This is a genomic window from Kutzneria kofuensis, assembly GCF_014203355.1.
Taxonomy (GTDB): Bacteria; Actinomycetota; Actinomycetes; order Mycobacteriales; family Pseudonocardiaceae; genus Kutzneria; species Kutzneria kofuensis.
The window spans coordinates 8,533,695-8,555,019 of record NZ_JACHIR010000001.1; the positions used below are offsets into that span (position 1 = coordinate 8,533,695).

17 protein-coding genes and 2 pseudogenes are annotated in these 21,325 nt (G+C 69.7%); 8 read left to right on the top strand and 11 right to left on the bottom strand.

The features are described from left to right. The first annotated feature begins 23 nt into the window (after window positions 1-23). Together BJ998_RS38455 and BJ998_RS38460 are read left to right on the top strand one after the other, a co-directional pair. Window positions 24-956, top strand: a complete 933-nt coding sequence (locus BJ998_RS38455) for an ATP-binding cassette domain-containing protein (protein WP_184868170.1) — start codon at window positions 24-26, stop codon at window positions 954-956. Continuing rightward, complete coding sequence (locus BJ998_RS38460) at window positions 953-1,696, top strand: ABC transporter permease (RefSeq protein WP_184868171.1); 744 nt, start codon at window positions 953-955, stop codon at window positions 1,694-1,696. Before BJ998_RS38455 ends, BJ998_RS38460 begins: the two co-directional genes overlap by 4 nt. Here BJ998_RS38460 and BJ998_RS38465 read toward each other — a convergent pair. Further along, a complete protein-coding gene (locus BJ998_RS38465) occupies window positions 1,680-4,811 on the bottom strand; it encodes an AfsR/SARP family transcriptional regulator (RefSeq protein WP_184868172.1) in 3,132 nt (1,043 codons plus the stop codon). The two genes, BJ998_RS38460 and BJ998_RS38465, sit on opposite strands and share 17 nt — an antisense overlap. 158 nt (window positions 4,812-4,969) lie before the next feature. On the opposite strand from BJ998_RS38465, the gene BJ998_RS38470 reads away from it, so the two are divergent. Beyond that, window positions 4,970-6,196: a cytochrome P450 gene (locus tag BJ998_RS38470; RefSeq protein ID WP_184868173.1), complete on the top strand. Its 1,227-nt coding sequence runs from the start codon at window positions 4,970-4,972 to the stop codon at window positions 6,194-6,196. A 172-nt stretch (window positions 6,197-6,368) separates the two neighbouring features. Here the strand turns inward: BJ998_RS38470 and BJ998_RS48035 are convergent. The 7 genes and pseudogenes from BJ998_RS48035 to BJ998_RS49720 all read right to left on the bottom strand — a co-directional run bounded on the left by BJ998_RS48035 (window position 6,369) and on the right by BJ998_RS49720 (window position 13,986). Beyond that, a pseudogene (locus BJ998_RS48035) lies at window positions 6,369-7,466 on the bottom strand (acyltransferase family protein). A gap of 574 nt (window positions 7,467-8,040) precedes the next feature. Continuing rightward, window positions 8,041-8,559 carry a hypothetical protein gene (locus tag BJ998_RS38485; protein ID WP_184868176.1) on the bottom strand — a complete coding sequence of 173 codons (519 nt, stop codon included), beginning with the start codon at window positions 8,557-8,559 and terminating at the stop codon, window positions 8,041-8,043. A gap of 551 nt (window positions 8,560-9,110) precedes the next feature. After that, window positions 9,111-11,306, bottom strand: a complete 2,196-nt coding sequence (locus tag BJ998_RS38490; protein ID WP_184868177.1) for a WD40/YVTN/BNR-like repeat-containing protein — start codon at window positions 11,304-11,306, stop codon at window positions 9,111-9,113. Next, complete coding sequence (locus BJ998_RS38495) at window positions 11,294-11,752, bottom strand: hypothetical protein (protein WP_184868178.1); 459 nt, start codon at window positions 11,750-11,752, stop codon at window positions 11,294-11,296. The genes BJ998_RS38490 and BJ998_RS38495 overlap by 13 nt, the downstream gene beginning before the upstream one ends. Before the next feature lie 191 nt (window positions 11,753-11,943). Then, a complete protein-coding gene (locus tag BJ998_RS38500; RefSeq protein WP_221338280.1) occupies window positions 11,944-12,873 on the bottom strand; it encodes an alpha/beta hydrolase in 930 nt (309 codons plus the stop codon). An 86-nt stretch (window positions 12,874-12,959) separates the two neighbouring features. Then, window positions 12,960-13,784: an IclR family transcriptional regulator gene (locus tag BJ998_RS38505; RefSeq protein ID WP_184868179.1), complete on the bottom strand. Its 825-nt coding sequence runs from the start codon at window positions 13,782-13,784 to the stop codon at window positions 12,960-12,962. A 19-nt stretch (window positions 13,785-13,803) separates the two neighbouring features. Continuing rightward, on the bottom strand, window positions 13,804-13,986 hold the full coding sequence (locus BJ998_RS49720; RefSeq protein WP_184868180.1) for a PNPOx family protein: 183 nt from the start codon (window positions 13,984-13,986) through the stop codon (window positions 13,804-13,806). Between the two features lie 475 nt (window positions 13,987-14,461). Between BJ998_RS49720 and BJ998_RS38515 the strand changes: the two are divergent. Further along, window positions 14,462-15,136 (top strand): annotated as a pseudogene (locus BJ998_RS38515) (alpha/beta hydrolase); the annotation flags it as partial. An 11-nt stretch (window positions 15,137-15,147) separates the two neighbouring features. After that, window positions 15,148-16,032 (top strand): alpha/beta fold hydrolase, encoded by an 885-nt coding sequence (locus tag BJ998_RS38520; protein WP_221338281.1) that lies wholly within the window; start codon window positions 15,148-15,150, stop codon window positions 16,030-16,032. A gap of 159 nt (window positions 16,033-16,191) precedes the next feature. On the opposite strand, the gene BJ998_RS38525 is transcribed toward BJ998_RS38520, so the two are convergent. Together BJ998_RS38525 and BJ998_RS38530 are read right to left on the bottom strand one after the other, a co-directional pair. Next, window positions 16,192-17,127: a serine hydrolase domain-containing protein gene (locus BJ998_RS38525; protein WP_184868182.1), complete on the bottom strand. Its 936-nt coding sequence runs from the start codon at window positions 17,125-17,127 to the stop codon at window positions 16,192-16,194. Beyond that, window positions 17,124-17,852, bottom strand: a complete 729-nt coding sequence (locus BJ998_RS38530; RefSeq protein ID WP_184868183.1) for a Clp protease N-terminal domain-containing protein — start codon at window positions 17,850-17,852, stop codon at window positions 17,124-17,126. The genes BJ998_RS38525 and BJ998_RS38530 overlap by 4 nt, the downstream gene beginning before the upstream one ends. An 871-nt stretch (window positions 17,853-18,723) precedes the next feature. Here BJ998_RS38530 and BJ998_RS38535 point away from each other — a divergent pair. The 3 genes from BJ998_RS38535 (at window position 18,724) to BJ998_RS38545 (ending at window position 20,547) form a co-directional block, all read left to right on the top strand. Continuing rightward, window positions 18,724-19,542, top strand: a complete 819-nt coding sequence (locus BJ998_RS38535) for a thermonuclease family protein (RefSeq protein ID WP_184868184.1) — start codon at window positions 18,724-18,726, stop codon at window positions 19,540-19,542. Beyond that, a complete protein-coding gene (locus BJ998_RS38540; protein ID WP_184868185.1) occupies window positions 19,539-20,072 on the top strand; it encodes a hypothetical protein in 534 nt (177 codons plus the stop codon). The genes BJ998_RS38535 and BJ998_RS38540 overlap by 4 nt, the downstream gene beginning before the upstream one ends. 142 nt (window positions 20,073-20,214) lie before the next feature. Continuing rightward, complete coding sequence (locus BJ998_RS38545) at window positions 20,215-20,547, top strand: helix-turn-helix domain-containing protein (protein WP_312890520.1); 333 nt, start codon at window positions 20,215-20,217, stop codon at window positions 20,545-20,547. Window positions 20,548-20,836: 289 nt separating this feature from the next. On the opposite strand, the gene BJ998_RS38550 is transcribed toward BJ998_RS38545, so the two are convergent. Then, entirely contained in the window at window positions 20,837-21,253 is a 417-nt protein-coding gene (locus BJ998_RS38550) for an Imm10 family immunity protein (RefSeq protein ID WP_184868186.1), read from the bottom strand. Window positions 21,254-21,325: the final 72 nt, after the last annotated feature.

The following is a 21,325-nucleotide window of genomic DNA, read 5'->3' on the forward strand; positions in this document are numbered from 1 at the left end:
CGGACCCGATGACAGTGCTGGGCATGACAAACCTGGCGATCGCGGCCTCCGGGCTGCGGAAGGCGTACAAGGACAAGACGGTGCTCGACGGCATCGACCTGAATGTCGGCACGGGCACGGTCTTCTCCCTGCTCGGTCCGAACGGCGCCGGCAAGACGACGACGGTGAACGTGCTGACCACGTTGATCAGGGCCGATGGCGGCACGGTCCGCGTGGCCGGGCACGACGTGGCGACGGAGGCCGCGGCGGTGCGGTCGGCGATCGGGGTGACCGGTCAGTTCGCGGCGGTGGACGAGTTGCTGACGGGGGAGGAGAACCTCCGGCTGATGGTGGACCTGAGCCCGCGAGCCGAGGACGGCATCGTCGGCCGGCTGCTGGAGCGCTTCGATCTGGTCGAGTCGGCGCGGAAGCCGGCATCCACCTACTCGGGAGGCATGCGCCGCAAGCTCGATCTGGCGATGACGCTGGTCGGCGACCCACGCATCATCTTCCTGGACGAGCCGACGACCGGGCTGGACCCGCGCAGCCGCCGCACCATGTGGTCGATCATCCGGGAACTGGTGGCCGACGGCGTGACGGTCTTCCTCACCACCCAGTACCTCGAGGAAGCCGACCAACTGGCCGACCGGATCGCGGTACTCGACCACGGCCGCCTGGTCGCCGAGGGCACTCCCGCCGAGCTCAAGCGCCGCATCCCCGGGACGCACGTCCGGCTCCGGTTCACCACCGCCGCCGAGCTCGACGCGGCCGCCCGGATCATCACCGACGCCACCCGTGAGGACGAGGCGCTGGCCCTGCGGGTGCCCGGCGACGGCGGCACGCGGTCGCTGCGGGCCCTGCTCGACCGGCTCGACGAGTACTCGATCAGCGCCGAGGAGCTCTCCGTGCACACCCCGGATCTCGACGACGTCTTCCTCGCCCTGACGGGCCACGCCACGGAGGTGGCCGCGAAATGAAGTCCCAGTCGATGGTGATGCTGCGACGCAACCTCAAGCACGTCGCCCGGAACCCGACCTCGGTGTTCAACGCGGTGCTGATGCCGGTCGTGGTCATGCTGATGTTCGTGTACCTGCTGGGCGGCGCCTTCAGCGTCGGCGTGGACTACGTCGACTACGCCACACCGGGCATGCTGCTGCTGGCCGTCTGCTACGGACTGGGGGCGGTGGCGACGTCGGTGAACTCCGACATGACCAAGGGCGTCATCAACCGGTTCAAGGTCATGGACGTCTCCCGCGGCGCGGTGCTGACCGGCCACGTCGTAGCCAGCGTGCTGACCAACCTGGTCGCCATCGGGGCGATCATCGGGGTGGCCTTCCTGCTGGGCTTCAGCCCGGCGGCGAGCCTGCTGGACTGGCTCGGCGTGGTCGGCATGGTGGTGCTGCTCGCGGTCGCAGCCGGCTGGTTCACGGTCGCGCTGGGACTGTTCGCGAAGTCCCCGGAGACGGCGGGGCTGGCCGCCGTGCCGCTGGTCATGCTGCCGTTCTTCAGCAGCGCGATCGTCCCCGCCGCGAAGATGGGGCCGGGCGTCCGGGAATTCGCCCAGTACCAGCCGTTCACGCCGATCATCGAGACGTTGCGAGGGTTGCTCAACGGCGCCCCGGCCGCCGGCGATGCGATCGCCGCCGTCGCCTGGTGCGTCGGCATCGCCCTCGTCGGCTACCTGTGGGCGCGGTCCACGTTCACCCGCCGAGCGTGACCGCGGCCAGCTCGCGCCAGCTCGCCCGGGTCCCCTCCTGAGTCGCCTCGGCGAACCGCTTGTCGCCGAGGCGACTTCGCGTGGCCTGCTCGATTCGGGTCACGTCCGGCTGGGAGCGGTCCGGCAGGCCGCGGAGGCCGACGCTCGCCGCCAGCAGCCGCGCCGCCTGCTCGTCCTGTTGCTGACGCAGCGCCAGGTCGGCCAGCCCGAGCAGCGCCTGCGCGATCACCGGTGTGCTCCCGTGCTCAGCCGCGGCCGCGAAGGCGGCGACGCGGTGTGCACGGGCTTCGTCGACATCCTCGGTCAGGTAGCCGAGGATGTCATGCCGCATCGCCCGGACCTGTGCCCGCTCGGCGGCGCTGCCCAGCAAGCCGGTCGCGACGTCGAGTTGCCGGCGCGCCTGCTCGGCGTCACCGCGCCAGCGGGCGAGGTTCGCCTTCCCCAGGGCCAACTCGATCAACGCCCCCGGCCATGCCACCCGCTCCGCGGACCGCTGCGCCTGCGCCATGGCGGCGGCGCTCGACTCGTCGTCGCCGGCCAGCCAGTGCAACTGGGCCTGCCGCGACCGCATCCGCACGACGTCCTCGATCGCGCCGACTTCGGTGACCACGGCGATCGCCTGCTCGTAGTGCTCGCACGCGCCGGTGAAATCGCCGCGCATGGCGATTCGGTCGGCCAGTTCGGTCAGGGCGAACGACATGCCCCACCGCTCGCCCAGCGCCTGATACTCGGCCAGCGCCGTCTCGAGACAGGCGTCGGCCTCCCGGCTGCCGTCGCCGGCCATGATCCGCATCTTGCCGAGCTGCAGCCGGGCCAGCGCACGAACCCAGGGCTCCTCGTCGGCGAGCAGCGGCTCCCACACGGCCAGGAACGCGTCCGGCTCCCGCACCAGCTGCTCCAGCGCGGCGACGAGTCGCACCGCCGGGTGGCAGCGCTGGACCCGGCGGTTGATCTCGTGCACCTCGTGGATCCACTCGGCGGCCTGGTTCTGGTCGCTCTCCAGCCCCGACGTCACGAATCCGGTGGCCAGCGCGTACACCGCGGCCCGGACCTCGTCGGCCACCTCGCCGGGCACGGCGGCCGCCGCCATGACCAGCTCGTTGCCCTCGTTCTTGTGCCCGCCGAGCCACCAGTACCAGCCGCCGGCCGCGGCCAGCCGCATCGCCCCGGCCGCATCGCCGGCCGCGAGCGCACCGCGCATCGCCGCGACGATGTTGTCGTGTTCGACCTCGAGCGCGGCGAGCCACTCCAGCTGCTCGGCGCCGCGAAGGTGCGGGTCGGCGGTCTCGGCGAGTTCGGTGAAGTGCGCGAGATGAGCCCGGCGGGCCAGATCGGTTTCCCCAGCCTCGGCCAGGCGCTGCTGGGCGTACTCCTTGATGGTGCCGAGCATCCGGTACCGCGGCGCTGCGTCGCCTTCGGCGACCACCAGCGATTTCTCGGTCAGCGCGGTCAGCAGGTCCAGCACCTCCCACGCGTCGACCGCGTCACCCGCGCAGACCCGCTCGGCGGCCTCCTGGCTCGCGCCGCCGGCGAACACCGACAGCCGCCGCAACGCCGCCCGCTCGGCGTCGGTCAGCAGTTCCCAGCTCCAGTCGACCATCGCGCGCAGTGTTCGGTGCCGGGGCAGTGCCGTGCGGCTGCCGCCGGTCAGCAGGCGGAACCGGTCGTCGAGCCGATGGGCGAGCTGATCCAGGGACATCGTCCGCAACCTGGCCGCGGCCAGCTCGATCGCCAGCGGCATCCCGTCCAGCGCCCGGCAGATGCGGGCCAGGGTCGACGACGTGCCGGCGTCGGCCGCGAGGTCCTTGCGCACCGCGCCGGCCCGGTCCCGCAGCAGCCGGACGGCCGGCGAGGACTCGATCTTGTCGGCGTCGGCGTCCTCCGCCGGCAGGACCAGCGGCGCGACGGGCCACAGCGCCTCGCCGGTGATGCCGAGCGGTTCCCGGCTCGTGGCGAGGATGCGCAGCCGCCGGCACTCGCCGAGCACACGGTGAGCGAAAGTCGCCGCGGACTCGATCACGTGCTCGCAGTTGTCCAGCACCAGCACCATCGCCCGGTCGCGGAGCGCGGCGATGACCCGGTCCGTCGGCTCCGCGTCCGGCGCCTCGCCGAGCAGCGAGTCCCGGAGCTTGAGCGCGGCGAGCGTCGCCTGCGCCACGTCACCGTCCGAGCCGACGGGCGCGAGCTCCACCAGCCAGACCCCGTCCGGCTGGTCGCCGAGCACCGTGCGCGCGGTCTCCGTGGCCAGCCTGGTCTTGCCCGAGCCGCCCGGCCCGATCAGCGTGGTGAGCCGATGGCCGGCGACGAGCTCGCGGACCGCGGCGACGTCGGCGTCCTTGCCGACGTAACTGGTCAGCTCGGCGCGCAGGTTGGTCCGGCGGGTCTCCTCCCGCCGCCCCAACTCGCCCCGCAGCAGCGCCACGTGCACCGCGGACAGCTCGGGTGAGGGGTCCACGCCCAGCTCGTCGGCCAGGGTTTCCCTGGTGCGCTGGTACAGGAGCAGCGCCTCGGTGTCGCGGCCGGTCGCGGCCAGCGCCCGCATCAGGGCGGCGACGAGCCGTTCGCGAACCGGATGTGCGACCACGAGGTCGGTCAGCTGCGTGACGATCTCCGCGCCGTGGCCGAGGCTGATCTCCGCATCGAACCGGTCCTCCAAGGCCGCCAGGCGCAGTCCCTCGAGCCGGGTGACCGCCGCGTCGAACGCCGCGCTGTCCAGCAGACCGACGTCCTGCATGGCCCCGCCGCGCCACAGGGCAAGGGCCTCGCGCAGCCGCCGTGGATCCGCTTCCTCGCGGGCCTGGCTGACGAGGCGTTGGAACCGCACGGCGTCGACGGCATCCGGTGCCACCGTCAGGCGGTAGCCGTTCGCCTGCCCGTCGACCGTCCCGTCCGGCAGCACCTTCCGCAGCCGGGAAACCAGGCGCTGCAAGGCATTCGCCGCGTCGGCGGGTGGGTTCTCGCCCCAGATCCAGTCGACGAGCGTCGCCTTCGGGACCACGTGACCCGGTTCGAGCGCGAGGGCGGCCAGCAGTCCGCGCAGCCGGGCGCCCGGCACGTCGGTCGGCGCACCGCCCTCCGTGCGTACCTCGAATGGTCCGAGCATCCCGATCTGCACCGGCCGATTTTGCCATGGGGGATCGGCTCGCTTCGGCAACTTGCGCCGGCTCTGACACCGATCGCGGCCACCACGTGATCGGTGTCAGGCCCGTGACCGTTCGGTGTCAGTGGAGCCGGCCACTGTGGTGACAGCAATCGTCACGAGAGGAACTTCCGATGAGCCACCCGGTTCCCGTTCCGCAGGGCCTGCCCACCGAGCGCGACGCCAGTCCGTTCGACCCGCCCCGCCGGATCAGCCGCCTGCGCGAGGCCCGCCCGGTCAGCCCGCTGGTCTTCCCGGACGGCCACGAGGGCTGGCTGGTCACCGGCTACGACGAGGTCCGCCAGGTGCTGGCCGACACCCGCTTCAGCTCCCGCCAGGACGTCGGCGTCCTGCACGTGCCCTGGGAAACGCCGGGCATGCCGCCGGCCACCGAGCCGTCCCCGCAGGTGCCGGGCCTGTTCATCGCGATGGACCCGCCGGACCACACCCGGTTGCGGCGCAAGCTGATCGGCGCCTTCACCGTGAAACGGATGAAGATGCTCGAGGAGCACATCGTCGAGATCACCGAGCGGCAGCTGGACGAGCTGGCCGGCCTCACCCCGCCGGTCGACCTGGTCAAGGCGTTCGCGCTGCCGGTGCCGTCGCTGGTGATCTGCGAGCTGCTCGGCGTGCCCTACCAGGACCGGGAGACCTTCCAGGCCAACTCCGCCCAGTTCCTGGTCAAGGACCAGTCGCTGGAGGAGAAGATGGGCGCGTGGAACGCGCTGACCTCGTACCTGGCCGGGCTGATCACCGCCAAGCGGGCCGAGCCGGGCGAGGACATGCTGTCCGACCTGGCCCGCGATGACGACCTGAGCGTCGAGGAGCTGATCGGCATCGCCTTCCTGCTGCTGCTCGCCGGCCACGAGACCACCGCGAACATGCTGGCGCTGGGCACTTTCGCGCTGCTGGAGCACCCCGAGCAGCTGGCCGAGCTGCGCGCCGACCCGGAGCTGATGCCCGATGCCGTCGAGGAGCTCATGCGCTACCTCGCCGTCGCCGACACGTTCCTGCGCTACGCCACGGAGGACATCGAGGTCGGCGGGGAGACGATCACCAAGGGGTCGACCGTCGTCGTCTCCCTGCTGGCCGCCGGCCACGACCCGCAGCGCTTCGACAACGGCGACACCCTGGACGTCCACCGCAGGGCCCGCGGCCACGTGTCCTTCGGCCACGGCGTGCACCAGTGCCTGGGCCAGCAACTGGCCCGTGTCGAGATGCGGGCCGGCTTCGCCGGGCTGCTGCGCCGCTTTCCGACTCTGCGACTGGCCATCCCGGCCGGCGAGGTGCGGCTGCGCACCGACATGAGCATCTACGGCGTGCACGAGCTGCCGGTCACCTGGACGGACACCGCGCCTTAGGCGTGACGATCACGGGGCGGAGCCAGCTGGGAAGGCCGTGTTCGCCGCGTCGATGACGACCTGCACGTCGAGACCGCGCACGACCGGGTCGGCGGACTTGCTCAGCGCCGACGCGGTGAACCGGACGACAGACGACGAGCTCGGCGACCACCGACGATGGGCCGGGCGGGTATCAGGCAGTCGAGACCTGCGCCGGCTCGAAGCGCCGCTTCTGGCGCAGAAAGTTCGACTCGAACCAACGGTAGCTGGCCGACGCGACCAGGACCGTGACCCCGACGACGAGGACGAACCTGAGCAGCGGTGGGTTGTAGCCGAGCCGGTCCAGCAGTTTTGCCAGCGGGACGAGCACGAGCATGTGGAGCAGGTACATGCCGTAGCTCACCGTGCCGATCCAGTTCACGGGGCGAGCGCACAACAGGCCGGCCAGGCCGTGATCCTCGCGTAGCACACACGCAGCGACCAGCAGCGTCATCAGACCGACCACCGTCAGCACGCCCCAGGGGTGTTCCATCGCGTCCATCACGGCCAGTCCGACCAGGACGAGAACCAGCGCCGTTGGACTGCCGAACCGGCCGCCCACCAGCGTCCGCATCAGGTCATAGCCGCGCCGGCTGTGCAGCACATGTGCCAGCAGGACTCCGAGCAGCAGACCGGCCGGAAGGTAGACCACGAGCGTGTCCGCGGCCTTCGCCGTGCCCTACCAGACCGTGGCCGCCGGTGTGGACAGCGCGACGCTGACCATCAGGATCGCCACGGCGAGCAGAACCGGCCATTTCCGGGCGGTGAACCGTTCGATGACGGGCCATACCAGATAGAACTGCTCCTCGGCGGCCAACGACCAGGCCAGGTAGAGCTCGCTGCCCAGGGGCACGAACCAGTTCGACGTGTAGGTCAGGAACGCCGGCAGGTTGTGCAGGTAGTCGTTCCCGTAGGCCGACGGCTTCCACACCAGGAGCACGAGGACGGCGTAGATCGCCACCACGGTGTAGTAGAGCGGGAAGATGCGCAGGCTGCGGCGGGCGTAGAAACGCCGAAGCGAGATCTGTCCGTGCTGGTCTCGTTCCCTGAGCAGCAGGGTGGTGATGAGGAAACCACTGATGACGAAAAACAGGGAGACACCGAGGTAGCCGGTGCGCGGTACGGGTATGCCGGCGACATCGCCGCCGCAGTGGTGCCAGATCACCGCGAGGATGCTCAGGCATCGCAGGCCGTTCAGCGACGCGAAAACTTTCGTGCGCCGATACGTGTCGTAACCCACCAATCCCGCCATACCTCGCGAGGCGCGCCAGCCTACCTTCCTCCCGGCCTCCGCCCCGAAGCAGTCCACAACCCGGCGCTGAAACAGTTCGTTCTTGAATCCGACAACCCGCGTGAAGAGGTCGAGATTGCTCTCCGCAACCACCTCCTCGATGCTCAGTTCGAACCGGACGCACGCCACGAGCGAGGTGGAGATTCGCCCTGCCCTGGGGCGAGCTTGCGGTGTTCGCTGACGGCCACACCATCCCCAAGGCGCTACGACCTACGGCCGTCGTCCTCGCCCGCCTGGACGACCGCTTCCGTCCGGCCCTGCTCAGCACTCACCGATCGCCGGACCACCACCTCCCATTCGCGGCAGTATGGCCCGCGGACCGGCTGGAGCAGGCCGAAGCGACGTGCAACTGACACACCACGGCCTGAACCAGAGGCGGATCGCCAGCATGGCCCAGGTCAGGGTAAGGATCGCCAGACAACCAGTCCGGTGTGGCGACGGCCTTCCTCAAGGGGGCGCTGCCGATCAAGGATGTGGGAACTTGCTCTCCGGTGTTCCGAGCGGGCGAAACACCGGAGAGTTCGTGCGGGAACGGTTAGCTGACCGGCGCCATCAGGTCAGTGATCCGCACGCGCGCGCCGAGGCCGGACGGCCACGCCACCGTCACCTCGTCGCCGAGACTGCCCTGGCCGGGCAGGTCGAAGCGGATCGAGGCCGGGTGAACCATCGGGCCCTCCGACTGCGAGGCCACGTACACCGTCGCCTCATGACTGGCGTCGACCGGCAGTTCCACGTAGGCATGGTGTCCCCCGTTGAGGGGAACGTTCATGTCCTGTCCCTTTTCGTCGAGGAACCGCACGTTGCTCAAGCCACCGCCGATCTTGCAGGTCACGCCGTCCCTGGCGGCGAACGCGATCCGGAACAACTTGCTGCCGCTGTTCGGCGAGTGCGCGTCGCGGGCGGTGATCTGCAGGTCATGTCCGGTGCACCAGCCGACATCGCCGGCGGTCGTCCGCGTGCCGTCGGCTGCGAAAGCGACGGCCGTCCCCGTCACGCCCAGGGCGACGGCGCCGGCCAGCGCCGCCACGGTCATGGTGTGCCGCAACTTGCTCACGTCGTACCCCTCTATCGCTTTGACCGGTTGTTGCTCACCACCGGTAGACGCCACACGGTCAAGGCCGGTTGCGATCACACAATTCCCGGGCCGCAGTCGCGCCGGTAGGAAGTGGCTGGGCCTCGGTCAGCACTCCACGTCGAGTGCGCCGCTGATCCGTTGGTGGTGAGCCCCTCCGTGCACTGCTTCCGACCCCCTGCACGATGCCGAGTCGAACGCTGCTTGGGTTGACCGAGACGCAGTTCTCAGGCGACAGGCGCGGCGTGATGACAAGATCGCTGCCCGGTAGCGGCAACACAGTGGTGGGGGAGTGCCCGATGTGGGTACAGCCGAACCAACGTTGACGGTGGTCAACTTCCGAAGCCCCGACGCATCCTCGGACGTCGACCATCCGGGGGACTGCGGTGCCCTTGATGCCCTGCGGTCGGCGTTGCCTTGGCGCACTTTCCGCTGACACAAGGGCCAGAAGAACCATTCACAACATCAAGGGCTGTTGTGAGAACTGCTCGGATCCGTGCCGGCGACCCCACGCGGGCCGCCGGCACGGCCGGTCATGCGACGGTGAGCGAGTAGAAGCCGCGCCCGAACGTGGCGATCACCAGACGATGGTGCGACTGGTCGTAGGCGATGTCGTCGACGGGCACCAGCGGCAGGTTCTGGCCCAGCCGAGCCCACTGGGCGGACCCCGCCGTGCCGGCGAAGACGCCCTGGTCCGTGCCGGCGTAGAGAATGCCGCCCGCGCCGATCACGAGGGTGTTCACCGGCGCCTGCGGCAGATTCCCGGACAGATCCGTCCAGTGCCCGCCGCTGTCGCCGGTGCGCAGCACATGCGGCTGCGGGGAACCGGACCGGTAGCCGGACAGCGTGACGTAGGCGGCGCTCGGGTTCTGCGGATCCACCACGACCCGCGTCACCCACGGCTGCCCGGTGAGCACGTTCGTCCAGGTGGTGCCGAGATCGTGCGTGACCCAGACCCGGCCGTCGTCGGTGCCGACCCAGACCGTGTGCTGGTCACGTGCCGCGGCGACGGTGGTGATGGTGCCGAACGGATAGTCGTCCTTGCCGGGGCCGCCGGTCAGGTCGGGGCTGATCGCGGTCCAGGTGACGCCGCCGTCGGTGGAGCGGTTGAGCCGGTTTCCGCCGTAGTACATGACTTTCGGGTTGGTCGGGTCGAACTGGACGGGGGTGAACCAGTTGCGGCGATCGGCGGTGGTGGCGTCGGTGAATTCGGTCATCGAGGCGCCGCCGTTGGTGGACCGCGCGCACTCGCCGTACTGGAGGCAGGCGAAGACGATGTTGTCGTCGGCCGGGCTGATCAGGTTCTCCTGGCCGTCACCGCCGAAGTACTCGTTGAACCGCGTGCCGCCCCACGACCGCAGCGATCCGTTGTCCTGCGCGCCGCCGGAGACGCGCGAGGTGTCCGCCGCGGTGATCGCCACGCTGTAGAGCTGCGTGAACGGCTCGCTGACGGCGTGTGTCCAGCCGCCGTCGCCGTTGCTGTCGGAGCGGTAGACGCCGCCGTCGTTGCCGAGGTACACGCGCTTGGGATGGCGCGGATCCCAGACGATGACGTGCTGATCGGAGTGCACGGCGTCGTTGGCGGTCCAGGTCTTGCCGGCGTCGTGCGAGGTCAGCAGGGGCACGCCGGCCAGCTGGACGTGGTTGGCGTCGCGCGGGTCCACCCAGATCTTGCCGAACCACCAGCTGTAGCTGGACTGCGAGTCGACGAGCTCCGGGTCGTCGGGCAGGCGGGTCCACGTGGTGCCGGCGTCGGCGGAGGTGTAGGCGCTGCCGTAGGAGCCGGCGGTCGTGCCGACGATGGCGTACATCCGTCCCGACTGGGAGGCCGAGATGCCGAATCCGTACCGGCCGACGTCGGGTCCGGTGGCCGGCAGCCCGCCGCCGAGCTGCTGCCAGGTGGCGCCGCTGTCGGTCGAGCGGTACAGGCCGGAGCCGACGCCGCCGTAAACCCGCTGGTCGGGCTGTCGGCGATGATCCCAGAGCGCGGCGTAGACACGGTGCGGGTCGGCCGGATCGAACTGGACGTCGACCGCCCCGGTGAACGCGTTGGGCACATCGAGCACCTTGCGCCACGTGCTGCCGCCGTCGGAGCTGAGGTAGACGCCGCGATCCCCGCCGGGCGTGTACAGCGATCCGTTCGCCGCGACCAGGATCCGCTGCGGATTGGTCGGGTCGATGGCGATCGCGCCGATGGTGCCGGAGTCGGACAGCCCCACCTGCCGCCAGGTCGCGCCGTGATCGGTGGAGCGGTAGACGCCGGTGCCCTCATAAGTGACGCTGCCGCCGCCCGGATTGGGCTCGCCGGTGCCGACGAAGACCGTGCCGTTGGGTGCTACCGCGACAGCACCCATCGCCTGCGTCGCATCCTGCGGCCAGGCGGCGGTGAAGGTGCGGCCCGCGTCTGTCGACCGCCAGAGGCCGCCGCTCGCCGAGGCCGCGTACAACGCGTCGGTGGTGGTCGGGTCCATGGCCAGGCCGACCACGCGGCCGCCGATGTTCGTCGGGCCCAGCGACTGCCAGGTGCCGCCGACCTTCGGCAGGCGGCGGGCCTGAGCCGCGGCGATGTCGTAGGCGTGCCGGGGAAGGGTCTGGCCCGGCACCGTTTTCTGCACGTAGCTGTAGTCGGCGGGGGCCGCCGGGCCACCGTCATCGTCGTCGTCCATGGGATGAGCCGAGGGAACGACCAGCGTGGCGGCGAGCGCGACGACCGTTGCTAACCGAAGCATCCGATCTCCTTCGTACGGATCCGAGCCGTGACGATGGCGACGCTAGGAGTAATGGTCGGCGCGTACCAGCCGTCGAAGGTCGGCCAGTCGTGGTGGCGTGCCTCATCGGTCAGCGTCGCCGGCCGCAGTGAAGGCCGAGTCGGTCCCTGGGCGTAGAGCAAGAGCAGCAGACCGGCGACACGGTCTTCGGGTTTGACGGATGGGTCGTTCAGCAGCCAGCGGGCCTGTTCCCAGCGGTTTTCGGTGTCGATGACGCGTACTGGTCCGCCCCATCTGGCTGCGGGATAGGTCGGCCGGGTCAGCTTCTGTTTCTTGGCCCATCGCACGAAATGGCCGGGCTCGTCCCGGTGTGTGGCTTTCTCGTCGGTGAGCCAGGGATCGAGATCGGGCTGCCCGCGGGTAGCAAGTGTCAGGTCGTGCGAGGCCAGCCGATCGAGGAAGTGCATCAGCGGGCAAGATCGGCCGGGGCCTCGGGTGGCGCTTCGGTTCTGGCAACCCCATCAGTGCGTACACCTAACGTGCACCGCCGGCCGACAAAACTGTTGGTCTCGACGGTCGTCATGGCTCCGCTCAGCGCGGTACTAGGGCGGAGCCGGCGGAGAGATCAAGGGTCGACTGCTGCTAAGTGGCAGTCCACTCAGTTCAGCGCGCGCCGCAGCACGGCGATCCGCTCCCGGTGCTCGCGAACCGTGACCTCAGCGGTGGGGGCGATGGCCGATGAGCCGTGGAAGGTGCCGGGGAACAGGTGCAGTTCCACCTGGACGCCGGCGGCGAGCAGCGCCTGCGCGTAGGCGATGGCCTCGTCGCGCAGCGGGTCGTGCTCCATCACGGCGATGTACGCCGGCGGTAGGCCCTCCAGGTCGGTGCAGCGAGACGGTGCGGCGTAAGGGGAAACGGCGTCGCCGCCACGCACGCCCGGGCCCAGGTAGGCGTCCCAGCTGCGGATCGCGTTCTCCCGGCTGAACATGGGCGTGTCCACGAACTCGACCATGGACCGGGTGGTCAGCCGGTCGTCGATCTCGGGGGTGTTCAGGTACTGGAAGGCGATCGCCGGCCCGCCGCAGTCCCGGGCCAGCAGGGCAAGCCCGGCGGCCAGGCCACCGCCGGCGCTGATGCCGTGCAGCGCGATCCGTGTCGGGTCCACCGCCGGATGCTCGGCCAGCCAGACCAGCGCGGCATGGCAGTCCTCGATGGCCGCCGGGAATCGGTTCTCGGGGGAGAGTCGGTAGTCCACCGACACCACGACCGCCTCTACCTCGCGGGCCAGATCGGCATGCAGCCCGTCGTTGGTGTCCAGGTCGCCGATCGTGAACCCGCCCGGGTGCATGGCCAGGATGCCCGGTAGCCCCGTCCGGCCCTCGGGCTGGTAGACGCGGACGCTCACGTCGGGCCCGACGATCTGGTCGGTGATCGTCAGGCCGGTGGGGTCGGCCGGCGCCTGGAGGTGCTTGAGCCCGGCCAGGCGGGCCCGGCTGGCGGCGACGTCGGTGGGGCCGGTGGGCGGGGGCATCGCGGCGAAGGCCGCGACCAGCGCCGGATCGACCCGGTACTTCGGCGGAATGCTCATCGGCGTGAATTATTCGGAATCGGCGCGGTCCGCGGCAATACCCGGATGCCTTGCGGTCATTATGTGACAGGCCGCGAAATGCTCGATCACATGGTGAAAGGATTCTGCTTGCGTAGGATCGCGCGCAGCCGTTCCATCTCCTCGACCAGCGTGCGGGCCGCGGTCTCTCGGGTCTGGGGATCGAAGCGGGACTCCGGCGCGGAGACGGTGTAGACCGCCAGCCCCGGCTGCACCCAGGGGATCGGAGCGGCGATGGTGACCGCGCCCTCGATGGTCTCGTCGACGCCGGCCAGGTAGCCCCGGTTGCGGCCCTGCTCGAGCTCGGCCAGCAGCGCGTCGACGCCGCCGACCGGGGCGGGTATGTCCGACTCGGCCAGCAGCGCGCGCACACCGGCCTCGTCCAGGTCGAGCAGCATCGCCTTGCCGGCCGGGCCGCGGGTGAGCGGGAACCCCACACCGATGCCGGCCTCGACCCGCTGAGGATGGGGGCTGGGCAGCTCCTGCGTGCAGGTGCACTTGTTGCCCAGCCGCCAGTACACGGCCACCGTCTCGCCGGTCAGCGCCCGCAGCCGGGTCAGGCTGGACTGGGTCTGCACGACGAAGGCGTCCCGGTGCAGCAGCACGCCGGCCAGCCGGAGGATCTCCGGCCCGGGACCGTAGGCCCGACTGCCCCGATCGAACACGAGGAAGTTCTCGGCCTCCAGCGCGCGCAGCAGCCGGTACGCGGTCGGCTGCGAGAAGCCGAACTTCTCGGCCACCTCGGGTCCGGTCAGCGTGGGCTGCTGCGGGGTGAAGGCACGCAGGATGGACAGTGCGCGGAAGACGCTCTGCGTCCCCGTCACCGCCGGCTCGACCTCGGTCAGGGTCCGCTCCGATCCGCTCGTCGTGTTGGGTGGCAAGTCTGGGGGCACGGGTGGCGGCCCCGCCAGTTCAGGCCTTCCTCGTCTCGACGACGTCGAGAATCCGGCCCGTGCCCTTGATCGTCATCGCACCGGCCGGCAGGGTACCGGCCGAGTTGCACGGCGCCACCGTGACCAGAGAATTGTTGCGCAGGAGCTTGAGCTTGCCGGTGTCGGCATAGCTGAGTATGTAGAGCGTGTCGTCGCTGACCACCCCGCCGGTCGGAGTCGCGACCGGCCGCCGTCCTCGCGAAATGTAGTCAGGTTGACGTTGAAGCTTTTGGTCAGGCCGGCGATCACCTGACTCTTCGCGTCTCGAACTGTCATGGCTCGATCCTATGTGACAATGGCCTCCTACTGACGATCCGGGCGGATTCAACTGCCCATACCGCCATTGTCACGCGGTGATTGGTCGACCCCGCTTCCTTGCCCCGGCCGGCGGTTCTTTGGGCCGATCACATTGTGATCGGCGACGTGCTCCTCGATTACATGATGACCGTGTTCTTCCTGATGGGACCCACTTTGTGAGGCTCGGTCACGGTGTAGGTTCGACCGGTGTCGCCGAGTGCTAACGTGGGTGTTGTGGCCGACAATAAGGGCAATATTCCGGTCCTGTCCCTGGCTCGGGAGAAGGACGCGCCGCTCGATCCTCCGAGTCGTTACGCCCAGCTCCGAATGGAGGCCCCGCTGTCGCGGGTCACGCTGGCGGAAGGGGCGATGCCTTCTGCCGTGAAGTCGCGGCCGAGCTGGATGTTGTGGTGGCGTCAGTGGAATACCGGCTGGCGCCGGAGCACCCGTTCCCGGCCCCGCTCGAGGACTGCTACGCCGGACTGCGTTGGCTGGCCGAGGATCCCGGCGTCGACCGGACGCGCATCGCCATCGGTGGGGCCAGCGCGGGCGGCGGGCTGGCCGCCGCGTTGGCCCTGCTGGTCCGTGAGCGCGGCGAGGTCACGCCGGTGTTCCAGCTGCTGATCTATCCGATGCTGGACGACCGGACCGCCGACCGCACCGACGTCGACCCCCGGACGCTGCGGCTGTGGAGCCAGCACAGCAACCGGTTCGGCTGGCGTTCCTACCTCGGCGCGGCGGTGAAGGACGTGCGCTACCTGGCCGCCGCCGGCCGCTGTGAGGATCTCGCCGGGCTGCCGCCGGCGTGGATCGGCGTCGGTACCAGGGATCTGTTCCTCGACGAGGACGTCGCCTACGCCGCCCGGCTCACCGACGCCGGCGTGCCGTGCACCCTGGAAGTCGTCCCCGGTGCCTACCACGGCTTCGATGCCACCGAACGCTCCGCCGCCGTCTCGCGGGACTTCCGGCGAGCACAGCTGTCCGCATTGGACACCGCACTGAATGGAGCGGCATGATGCCCCGGTCCGTGGACACTGCCACCCTTTCCATCGCGTACGAGGAATATCCGGGCGACGGGCCGGCGATCGTGCTCGTGCACGGCTGGCCTGACGGCCCGCGCGGCTGGCGGCGGGTCGCCGAGACGCTGGCCGCTGCTGGTCGTCGTGTGCTGGTGCCGGCCATTCGCGGCTTCGGTGGCACTCGGTTCCGTGATCCGGCGACGCCGCGCAGCGGTCAGCTGGCGGCCCTTGGCCGGGATCTGCTGGAGTTCTGCCAAGCCCTGGGCCTCGACGCCCCGGTCCTCATTGGACATGACTGGGGTGCTCGGGCAGCGGCCAATGCCTGCGGGCTGAACCCGTCGGCTGTCGCCGGTCTCGGTCTGCTGTCCGTCGGCTACGGCACCAACGACCCGACCCAGCCCATCGGCCTGGAGCAGGCACGAAACTACTGGTACCACTGGTATCTCGCCTCTGACCGCGGTCCGGCCGAGTTGCGGGAGCGGCGCGTCGAGTTCACGCGGTTCATGTGGGAGACGTGGTCCCCGTCCGGCTGGTTCGACGAGGCCGAGTTCGCCGCCACCGCCGCCGACTTCGCCAACGACGACTGGGCCGACGTGGTGCTGCACTCCTACCGCCACCGCTGGGGCTTCGTCGCCGGCGACACCCGCTACGACGAGGACGAGCGCCGCCTGCTACCCGCCCCGGTCCTGGCCCAGCCGACCCTCGTCCTGCACGGCGCCGCCGACCGCTGCAACGACCCGGCCACCTCGGCCGGCAAGGAGTCCTTCTTTACCGGCCGGTACCAGCGGGTGCTGCTGGACGGCGTCGGGCACTTCCCGCAGCGCGAGGCCCCCGACGCCGTCGCCCGTCACATCCTGGAGTTCTTCCCGAGCCACTCCGCCCCGGCGCGGTAGAGCTCCTGCACCGCTTCGCCGGTCAGGCCAGGGAGGCCGGCCTCCTCCTGGATATAGGCGAGGTGCCGGCAGCCCTCGGGGAACCGGGCCAGCCGCTCCTGGTGGAGCTCGACGCGTACGGCCGGTCGAAGACGCTTGGCGCTCGCAGCAGCGAGAGCGTCAGGGCCGCAGCGCGGCCTGCACCATCCGTGCCACCTTCATGAACTGCTGTGGACTCACGGAGTCGATCGGGGCTGGCGGCTGCGCTCCTTGGGAGCGGGCGAGGACGACGTCGTCGGGCACGGCCCGCAGGTGCACGATCACCAGTCCCGGCGGCACGCAGAGCAGGTACTGGCCGAAGTTGCCGATCGCCAGGAAGGACCCGCGCCCCAGCAGCCGCGGGAGCCACCACAGGTAGCCATAGTCGAGCTGCACCCCGACACCGCGATCGACCTGGACCGACGTGCTCTCGGCCACCCACGACGCCGGCACCACCGGCCGGCCGTCCCACCGCCCGCCCTGCAGCATCATCGCGCCGAGCCGCCCGAGGTCACGGGCAGAAAGGAAGAAGTGGTGCGCGAGGTGTTCGGACACCTCCGGGCGGCCCAGCAGTCGCTGGAGCCCCGGCTCGAAGTCGTCGAAGCCGAGCGGCGCGGCCAGGTCCTCGGCGAACGCATCGAACACGGACCGCCCGGTGCACCGCTGGAAGATCGTGCCGAGGGCGTTGAAGTCCCAGTTGTTGTAGTGGAACAACGCTCCCGGCGGCTGGGAGCCCCGAGCCGGCCCGTCCCGCTCGGGCCCGGCCACAGTCGCCGGCGGGTGATAAACACCGGAACTCGACGTCAGCAGGTCGCGCACCGTGGCGCGGCGTTCCTGCGGCAGCAGCCCACCGATGTCGTCGATTCCGAGCTCGCCAAGGGTCGCGCCGAGCCGGATGGTTCCGCTGGCGACCGCGGGTCCGTAAAGGACGGACAGGACGCTTTTGCGCGCCGAGGCCAGATAGGTCGGAGCGGTCGTCGCGCCGTGGTCGAGCACGACCTGGCCTTGGTCGAGCACGAGGAATGCCGTGGTCGGCAGGGCGTCGAGCGCATCGACGACGTTGTGGAGGGCCGTCATGTCGGGTCCTTAGCTGGGGGGCCGGCAAGTCCGAGGATCTGGGCGAGCGCGGCCGGCCGGGTGACACCGTGCGCCGTGAGCACCTTGCCGGCGCGAGTACCGGGCGTACGCAGGAGCCCGAGGAAGAGGTGCGCCACCGTCACGCCACGGCCGTGTGCCTCGGCGAGCGCGCCGTCGATGGCCCGGCGGACGTCCTGGCCGATCGGCGGTTGCGCGAGGCCGGCCGTGGCGGCCGGCCGGTCATTGTCCGGCTCCTGCCCGAGGGCTGCGCGAAGGTCCGACGGATCAACGTCGAGCGCGAGGATGACGGCGCCGGCCAACCCTGCTGGGTCGTCGAGGATCGCGACGAGGAGGTCGCCGCTGTCGACCGCGTCGTGGCCGAGCCGACCCGCGCGTGTTTGGGCCTGGCGGAGGCAGTCGAGCGCGTCGTCGTTGAATCCCTGCAGGACACCGGCGCGGATGAGATCGTCAACGGTCAACTGCGCGATCAACGGTGCGTATCGCTGTTGCGCGCCCTGCCGGCTGAGGCCGCGGGACGCGCCGATGTCCGCCCACGAGCAACCTTCGGCGCGTGCCAACTCCACGAAGAAGCCGACCAGGCTGTCGCCGAGGACGTTGAGCTCACCGGCGATCCGCTCCGCGGTGGCAATCTGCCGGACCGGATCGCGCGGCTCGGCGATGCCGTCGAGGAGCACCAGGCCGACGAGCTCGGGCAGAGTGGGCATCTGAGGCATGTCAACACACTAGTTGACAGGCGACATATGTCAACAGATCGGTTGACAATGGCTGGGAAGATCTGTATACGGACGTGTGGTGGTTGCCGGATGTCCTCCGCGATCTGGCCGAGGTCGTAGACCGGGCGGCCTTTCTCATCGCCGGTGAGGTGTCCGGTGGTGGTCGTGGGGTACAGCCGGGTGTAGCCCTCGGGGATGTGGGTGAGCAGCAGGTGCAGCCCTTCCGAATCCGTGGTGTCGTTCTGCGGAGTGGTCGGGTCAAGGCTGAACTCGGCGCCAAACCACAGTCACGATGCCTTACGATCGCCACGCCCACGCCGAACCGAAAATCAGTATCGGTTCGGAGGTCATCAGCGCGCACAGACCGGCCCCAGGCTCCCGAGAATGACGTTGTACACGTCACCGCCCCGCTGACCGGTGCCGAAGCGCAAATCGTCGTCTCTCTGAGAGATGTGGATTCGGTGTCCGGCAACCAGGCGCTGATCACGGGTGCCCTCTACCGGATCACGGCGAGCAGCCGGCTCAGTCTCGAGCTGTGGCCGGTGGCATGGCAGTTGCGCCCGGGCAACCAGCTCGAGCTGGAGATCGCGCAAGTGGGGGCTCAATGTGGTGACTGCACACCATGCCGTTCACGTTTCGGACTGTCGATCACCTTGCCAATTTCACCTGATAGGGTGATTCATGGGCGGTCGGACGGCTGCCAGACTTACGCACCCGTCAACCAAGATCGTCACGGAGCCGCCACCGTGTCCGGTCGACGACCTCGGGACTTGTTATGCGCGGTGGCAGCTTGTCCGCGCCCGGAGTGTTCCGGGCTTGGTGGTGGCGCAGTTCTCAGGCCCAGCGCCTGGCGCTGACGAGCGTGGCGACGGTGGCGGGCCTCGCCCTGTCCGGTGCGGCCCTGCTCTGGCCGCGGGGAATGCCCGCTTTCCTCGACGGCGTCTCGAGCTTCGCTGATTCCCCGGCCAGCAGCACCACCACGACCGCTGACATTGCGATGCCGGTTGTTACGCCCACACCGGATGACCCGGTGATCACCGTGAAGGCCGTGTCCACCGCGGCCCGCTTCGACGGAGTCGACGCCACCGGTCGTCCGGTGGCGATTCGCGTGTCGGGCATCGTCTCGGCGGCGGGGTGCTGGTCAACCGAATCCGTGCGCCAGGCGAGTGAAGCGTTGCTCGACAAGCGTGTCTGGCTGGTCCACGCCACCATCGCGCACCCGGATCCAGACGGCCGCGTGCCGGCCCAGGTGCTGCTGCCAGACGGCCACGACTACGCGCTCACCATGCTACGGGCCGGGGCTGTCCGCGTCGGCACCGGACCCGAGCAGGGCAAACTGACAGCCGCGGAGGCCGACGCGCGGCAAGCCCGGCGGGGATTGTGGGGCTCCTCGTGCACGCCGGCAAGCAGCGAAGGATCAACGGCCGGGCAGCCCGTACAGACGACGTCGGCGACCGGCCCCACCACCACGACGTCCGCTGTGGACCCCACGGTCACGGCTCATCCGACCACGTCCACCGACCTGCCCACCACAACCCACTCCGGCCAACAAGGTGGCCAGAGCGATGTGCAGGTGGGCCAGCCGTGCTCGCCGGAGGGTGCGTCCGGCGTCACCTCGCAGGGGCAGGCCGTCACGTGCGTGCAAGGGATGGACGGCCAAACCAGGTGGAGGAAGTCGTGACCGGGGACAGCGAAACCGAACTGGCCCTCACCGAGTTCTTCACCAGATTCGCCGAGCGCCGCGCGGCGAAACAGGAGTTGAGCCTGCCCGACGGCAGCCCTCCGCGCGGGCTGGCAGAGGACGGCCTGGTGCGCACGACCGGCTGGCTCCAGTTCGGGCCCCGTCCCGTCAGTTCAGCGCTGATCGCCGCGGTGGTGGGGCTGTTGGTGGCCATCGTCGCCACAGTCGCTGTGCTACCGGTCTTTCCTGGCATCAGTGGCCTGATTCCGCTGCTCCCGACGGCCTGCTACGCGTTTTGGCGGCTGCTGACGGTACGGCTGATGCCGGCGTCCAGTGCCCGCAACCTCGCAACGGTTACCGCACAGCAGCTACAGGCCGGCGACTGGGTGCGGTTGCACGGCTCGATCGGTCCCGTCGGGCAGGTCGCGCAGGCCGAGGTCGGCGGCACGTGCAAGGTGACGTTCGTTGGCGGCGTTGAGCGAGAATGGTCCGCCGGCGACCGGTTGCACCTCGTCGAACTGCTGGATTAGGAACCAAGGGCAGCGCCACGCTGCTTGGCGTCGGTGAGCCTGTCCCGGTCGAGAACTCGGTGGCTAGCTTTGACCTGCTTGCTTGTCCTGGTTGACGCTACTGGCCACCCCTCGCCCACGACTGGGCTGGACCGACTGTGCGGTGCTTGCGGCCCTGTCCCGGCTCCTGCCGAAATCCCTGCGGGCCTGCCGTATCGTCACGCCCACGACTTTGCTGCGGTGGCATCGCCGGCTCGTGGCGGGGAAGTGGCGTCAGCCGAAACCGCCGGGCCGTCCGCCAACTAGCGACGAGATCATCACGCTCATGATCCGCCTGGCAACCGAGAACCGAACCTGGGGCGTGATCCGCATCCAGGGCGAGCTGCGACGACTCGGGTATCGCATCGCCGCCTCCACCATCCGCCGGGTCCTGCGCAGCCACCGGATATCACTGCCCTCCAGCCGCGCCGAAACGCCGATGACGATCAGAACGTGATCCCACTGCCGGCCCCAGTGGACCGGATCAAGCGCACACGACGCCTTGCAGGACTGCTGAACGACTGTCAAGCAGCCGCCTAAACCCAAGGTCACAGCCAGTGTCAGTATTTTCGACCAGGACAGGCTGGGGCCAGGGGTTGCGCGGATCGCGCGGGTCGTCGCCGTCCTTTAACGCGAGGAAGTGGTCTTCTTCGTAGCTGGACGTGTTCGTGTCCGGGTAGCCGTAGTCGGCGATGCGTTGCTTCTTCAACGCGTCGCACGGAAGTAGAGCGCTCCTCAGCTTTGGGTCAGAACCCGACGAGGGTGGGCTGTTGGTCGGGGTTGCCGTACGTCAAGGTCCGTCGCAGCCCGTCTCGCAGCCGTGTGGTCGCGTCCTCGTCCAGGTCGAGCTCCAGTTGGAGTTCGCCGTCGTCGACGGAGAGTTCTTCGGCGACGTCTTCGCTGAACCGGATGGTCAGCTGGGTGTCGTCGAGTTCGACGTGCTCGATGCCGCCGTACTGGACACCGCCTTGGTCGTCCATGACGCAGTAGGTGTCCATGCCGGTGGCGGTGTCCTGCTCGGTCGGGGGCTGCAGGGAGGTCTGCACGATGAGGTGACCGCCCGAGCCGTCCGCGCTCTCGGCGAGGCCGAGGGTGAAGACCTGGTCGTCGGTGTTCTCGCCGGCGGTGACGGTGGTGATCGTGCGCCAAGTGGAGGTGGGCATGGGTCCTATCCTGCCTGCTGGGACCATCGACGAGCCGTGTGAAACCCCCTGGCGTTGCGGCCGCCGGTCGGG

What these genes read in the sequence shown, in the direction of transcription:
- BJ998_RS38455 (WP_184868170.1), top strand. Translation starts at nt 24, where the DNA reads ATGACAAACCTGGCGATCGCGGCCTCCGGGCTGCGGAAGGCGTACAAG.
- BJ998_RS38460 (WP_184868171.1), top strand. Translation starts at nt 953, where the DNA reads ATGAAGTCCCAGTCGATGGTGATGCTGCGACGCAACCTCAAGCACGTC.
- BJ998_RS38470 (WP_184868173.1), top strand. Translation starts at nt 4,970, where the DNA reads ATGAGCCACCCGGTTCCCGTTCCGCAGGGCCTGCCCACCGAGCGCGAC.
- BJ998_RS38490 (WP_184868177.1), bottom strand. Translation starts at nt 11,306, where the DNA reads ATGCTTCGGTTAGCAACGGTCGTCGCGCTCGCCGCCACGCTGGTCGTT.
- BJ998_RS38495 (WP_184868178.1), bottom strand. Translation starts at nt 11,752, where the DNA reads ATGCACTTCCTCGATCGGCTGGCCTCGCACGACCTGACACTTGCTACC.
- BJ998_RS38500 (WP_221338280.1), bottom strand. Translation starts at nt 12,873, where the DNA reads ATGAGCATTCCGCCGAAGTACCGGGTCGATCCGGCGCTGGTCGCGGCC.
- BJ998_RS38525 (WP_184868182.1), bottom strand. Translation starts at nt 17,127, where the DNA reads ATGACGGCCCTCCACAACGTCGTCGATGCGCTCGACGCCCTGCCGACC.
- BJ998_RS38530 (WP_184868183.1), bottom strand. Translation starts at nt 17,852, where the DNA reads ATGCCCACTCTGCCCGAGCTCGTCGGCCTGGTGCTCCTCGACGGCATC.
- BJ998_RS38550 (WP_184868186.1), bottom strand. Translation starts at nt 21,253, where the DNA reads ATGCCCACCTCCACTTGGCGCACGATCACCACCGTCACCGCCGGCGAG.